We start from the raw sequence: 5262 nt of genomic DNA, 5'->3' as shown, positions 1-5262 counted from the left end.
GACTGGAAGATTGTCCGGCGGTGTCCTACTCTCCCACACCCTCCCGAGTGCAGTACCATCGGCGCTGGAGGGCTTAGCTTCCGGGTTCGGAATGTGACCGGGCGTTTCCCCTCCGCCATGACCGCCGTAACTCTATGAACATGTCAAACACACTCACGTGGGGTGTTCGCTGGTTCAGAGTTGCACAGTGGACGCGTAGCAGCTTGGTAGTCAAGTCCTCGGCCTATTAGTACCGGTCAACTGAACCCGTTACCGGGCTTACATTTCCGGCCTATCAACCCAGTCGTCTAGCTGGGGGCCTTACCCCACAAAGTGGGTGGGATACCTCATCTTGAAGCGAGCTTCCCGCTTAGATGCTTTCAGCGGTTATCCCTTCCGAACGTAGCTAACCAGCCGTGCCCCTGGCGGGACAACTGGCACACCAGAGGTTCGTCCGTCCCGGTCCTCTCGTACTAGGGACAGCCCTTCTCAAGTATCCTACGCGCACGGCGGATAGGGACCGAACTGTCTCACGACGTTCTAAACCCAGCTCGCGTACCGCTTTAATGGGCGAACAGCCCAACCCTTGGGACCTGCTACAGCCCCAGGATGCGACGAGCCGACATCGAGGTGCCAAACCATCCCGTCGATATGGACTCTTGGGGAAGATCAGCCTGTTATCCCCGGGGTACCTTTTATCCGTTGAGCGACACCGCTTCCACATGCCAGTGCCGGATCACTAGTCCCGACTTTCGTCCCTGCTCGACCTGTCAGTCTCACAGTCAAGCTCCCTTGTGCACTTGCACTCAACACCTGATTGCCAACCAGGCTGAGGGAACCTTTGGGCGCCTCCGTTACCCTTTAGGAGGCAACCGCCCCAGTTAAACTACCCACCAGACACTGTCCCTGAACCGGATAACGGTCCGAAGTTAGATACCCAAATCAACCAGAGTGGTATTTCAAGATTGCCTCCACCCATACTGGCGTATGGACTTCACCGGCTCCCACCTATCCTACACAAGCTAACTCAAGTACCAATGTCAAGCTATAGTAAAGGTCCCGGGGTCTTTCCGTCCTGCCGCGCGTAACGAGCATCTTTACTCGTAGTGCAATTTCGCCGGGCCTGTGGTTGAGACAGTGGGGAAGTCGTTACGCCATTCGTGCAGGTCGGAACTTACCCGACAAGGAATTTCGCTACCTTAGGATGGTTATAGTTACCACCGCCGTTTACTGGCGCTTAAGTTCTCCGCTTCGCCCCGAAGAGCTAACAGGTCCCCTTAACGTTCCAGCACCGGGCAGGCGTCAGTCCATATACATCGAATTACTTCTTCGCATGGACCTGTGTTTTTAGTAAACAGTCGCTTCCCCCTGCTCTCTGCGGCCATACAACGCTCCACCCGCGCGGGGCTTCACGTCTCCGGCCCCCCTTCTCCCTAAGTTACGGGGGCAATTTGCCGAGTTCCTTAACCACAGTTCGCCCGATCGCCTCGGTATTCTCTACCTGACCACCTGTGTCGGTTTGGGGTACGGGCCGCTAAGAACTCGCTAGAGGCTTTTCTCGGCAGCATAGGATCACTGACTTCACCTGAATCGGCTCGGCATCACGTCTCAGCCTATATGCGCCGCGGATTTGCCTACGACACGGCCTACACGCTTACCCCGGCACAACCACCGGCCGGGCTCAGCTACCTTCCTGCGTCACCCCATCGCTTGACTACTACCCGCCAGGTTCCCACGCTCCCCACCATTGACCCGAAGGTCGCCGGCGGTTCGGGTGGTTAGCACAACGAGGTTCGTCAGGGTCGCTCTTTCGCGGGTACGGGAATATCAACCCGTTGTCCATCGACTACGCCTCTCGGCCTCGCCTTAGGTCCCGACTCACCCAGGGCGGATTAGCCTGGCCCTGGAACCCTTGGTCATCCGGCGGAAGGGTTTCTCACCCTTCTTTCGCTACTCATGCCTGCATTCTCACTCGTGCCGCGTCCACAACTAGGTCACCCCGTTGCTTCACTCGCGGCACGACGCTCCCCTACCCATCCACACACCTGCACAAGGAATCAAGTCCAAGCGAGGTTGAAATGTGAATGCCACAGCTTCGGCGGTGTGCTTGAGCCCCGCTACATTGTCGGCGCGGAACCACTTGACCAGTGAGCTATTACGCACTCTTTAAAGGGTGGCTGCTTCTAAGCCAACCTCCTGGTTGTCTATGCGACCCCACATCCTTTTCCACTTAGCACACGCTTAGGGGCCTTAGCTGGTGATCTGGGCTGTTTCCCTCTCGACTACGAAGCTTATCCCCCGCAGTCTCACTGCCGCGCTCTCACTTACCGGCATTCGGAGTTTGGCTGATTTCGGTAAGCTTGTGGGCCCCCTAGACCATCCAGTGCTCTACCTCCGGCAAGAAACACGCGACGCTGCACCTAAATGCATTTCGGGGAGAACCAGCTATCACGGAGTTTGATTGGCCTTTCACCCCTAACCACAGGTCATCCCCCAACTTTTCAACGTTGGTGGGTTCGGCCCTCCACGCGGTCTTACCCGCGCTTCAGCCTGCCCATGGCTAGATCACTCCGCTTCGGGTCTAGAGCATGCGACTGAATACGCCCTATTCAGACTCGCTTTCGCTACGGCTCCCCCACACGGGTTAACCTCGCCACATGCCACTAACTCGCAGGCTCATTCTTCAAAAGGCACGCCGTCACCCCGCAAGGCTCCGACGGATTGTAGGCGAACGGTTTCAGGTACTATTTCACTCCCCTCCCGGGGTACTTTTCACCATTCCCTCACGGTACTCGTCCGCTATCGGTCACCAGGAAGTATTTAGGCTTACCAGGTGGTCCTGGCAGATTCACGGCAGATTTCAGGGGTCCGCCGCTACTCGGGAACACCCACAGAAGGTCAGCAACTTTCACCTACCGGACTCTCACCGTCTACGGTCAGCCATTCCAGACTGTTCGACTAGCCACTGACTTTGTAACTTCTCGAACAAGTGTCAGCTTGTTCAGCAGGGTCCCACAACCCCGACCACGCAACCCCTGACAGGTATCACACGCAGCCGGTTTAGCCTCAATCCGCTTTCGCTCGCCACTACTCACGGAATCACTTGTTGTTTTCTCTTCCTACGGGTACTGAGATGTTTCACTTCCCCGCGTTCCCTCCACACACCCTATGTGTTCAGGTGTGGGTGACACCACATGACTGGTGCCGGGTTTCCCCATTCGGACACCCTGGGATCACAGCTTGGTTGACAGCTCCCCCAGGCCTATCGCGGCCTCCCACGTCCTTCATCGGCTCCTGGTGCCAAGGCATCCACCGTTCGCCCTTGACAACTTGACCACAAAGATGCTCGCGTCCACTGTGCAATTCTCAACAAACGACCAACCCACAACCCGCAGCGCGACACCAGCCCGAGAACAATCTCGACGGTATGCCACACCAGGCCGTGCCTGGCGCCGGCGGAACCCTTGGTTCCGCTCGTCGGCTCTGAAAGACAACACGAGGTTGTTCCTTCAGGACCCAACAGGGTGCTCTACGCCGAACCCCAGCCGCATCACGTCCGTCGTTCCTGCACCCCCACGAAGGGGGCGTGTACTAGACATCGGTGACCGTTGCCGGCATCCGACTAACCAGTGTCTCCGCCATTGAGCACCCCGCCACCACATTCGGATGGCGCGGGCTCCATACCGTCTTTCGACGGATGGTGCTCCTTAGAAAGGAGGTGATCCAGCCGCACCTTCCGGTACGGCTACCTTGTTACGACTTCGTCCCAATCGCCAGCCCCACCTTCGACGGCTCCCTCCACAAGGGTTGGGCCACCGGCTTCGGGTGTTGCCGACTTTCGTGACGTGACGGGCGGTGTGTACAAGGCCCGGGAACGTATTCACCGCAGCGTTGCTGATCTGCGATTACTAGCGACTCCGACTTCACGGGGTCGAGTTGCAGACCCCGATCCGAACTGAGACCGGCTTTTTGGGATTCGCTCCACCTCGCGGTATCGCAGCCCATTGTACCGGCCATTGTAGCATGCGTGAAGCCCTGGACATAAGGGGCATGATGACTTGACGTCATCCCCACCTTCCTCCGAGTTGACCCCGGCAGTCTTCGATGAGTCCCCGCCATAACGCGCTGGCAACATCGAACGAGGGTTGCGCTCGTTGCGGGACTTAACCCAACATCTCACGACACGAGCTGACGACAGCCATGCACCACCTGTGACCGCCCCCGAAGGACCTCACATCTCTGCGAGTTTTGCGGCCATGTCAAACCCAGGTAAGGTTCTTCGCGTTGCATCGAATTAATCCGCATGCTCCGCCGCTTGTGCGGGCCCCCGTCAATTCCTTTGAGTTTTAGCCTTGCGGCCGTACTCCCCAGGCGGGGCGCTTAATGCGTTAGCTGCGGCACAGGGAACCGGAGAGGCCCCCCACACCTAGCGCCCAACGTTTACAGCGTGGACTACCAGGGTATCTAATCCTGTTCGCTCCCCACGCTTTCGCTCCTCAGCGTCAGTATCGGCCCAGAGACCCGCCTTCGCCACCGGTGTTCCTCCTGATATCTGCGCATTTCACCGCTACACCAGGAATTCCAGTCTCCCCTACCGAACTCTAGCCTGCCCGTATCGACTGCAGGCCCGCAGTTGAGCTGCGGGTTTTCACAGTCGACGCGACAAGCCGCCTACGAGCTCTTTACGCCCAATAAATCCGGACAACGCTCGCGCCCTACGTCTTACCGCGGCTGCTGGCACGTAGTTGGCCGGCGCTTCTTCTGCAGGTACCGTCACTTACGCTTCGTCCCTGCTGAAAGAGGTTTACAACCCGAAGGCCGTCATCCCTCACGCGGCGTCGCTGCATCAGGCTTCCGCCCATTGTGCAATATTCCCCACTGCTGCCTCCCGTAGGAGTCTGGGCCGTGTCTCAGTCCCAGTGTGGCCGGTCGCCCTCTCAGGCCGGCTACCCGTCGTCGCCTTGGTAGGCCATCACCCCACCAACAAGCTGATAGGCCGCGAGCCCATCCCAGGCCGAAAAACTTTCCACCCCCAACCATGCGGTCGGAGGTCCTATTCGGTATTAGCCCCGGTTTCCCGGGGTTATCCCAAAGCCTAGGGCAGGTTGCTCACGTGTTACTCACCCGTTCGCCGCTCGAGTACCCCGAAGGGCCTTTCCGCTCGACTTGCATGTGTTAAGCACGCCGCCAGCGTTCGTCCTGAGCCAGGATCAAACTCTCCAACAAAAATCTTTGCTGAACAATCATCCTGACAACAAAAGTGTTGCCAAAGGAATCCCAACC

General features: G+C 58.1%; 3 rRNA genes. All 3 read right to left on the bottom strand.

Annotated elements, in window-relative coordinates:
- Window positions 1-12: 12 nt before the first annotated feature.
- The 3 genes from rrf to F8274_RS29795 all read right to left on the bottom strand — a co-directional run bounded on the left by rrf (window position 13) and on the right by F8274_RS29795 (window position 5205).
- Window positions 13-129 (bottom strand): 5S ribosomal RNA (gene rrf / locus F8274_RS29805).
- Between the two features lie 77 nt (window positions 130-206).
- A 23S ribosomal RNA gene (locus F8274_RS29800) occupies window positions 207-3315 on the bottom strand.
- Between the two features lie 375 nt (window positions 3316-3690).
- Window positions 3691-5205: ribosomal RNA gene (locus tag F8274_RS29795) — 16S ribosomal RNA — on the bottom strand.
- The 16S, 23S and 5S rRNA genes sit together here, the layout of an rRNA operon.
- Window positions 5206-5262: the final 57 nt, after the last annotated feature.

Origin of the sequence: Micromonospora sp. AMSO31t (assembly GCF_008868175.1) — a bacterium.
Classification (GTDB): Bacteria; Actinomycetota; Actinomycetes; order Mycobacteriales; family Micromonosporaceae; genus Micromonospora.
This window is presented reverse-complemented; position numbering and strand designations above follow the sequence as displayed.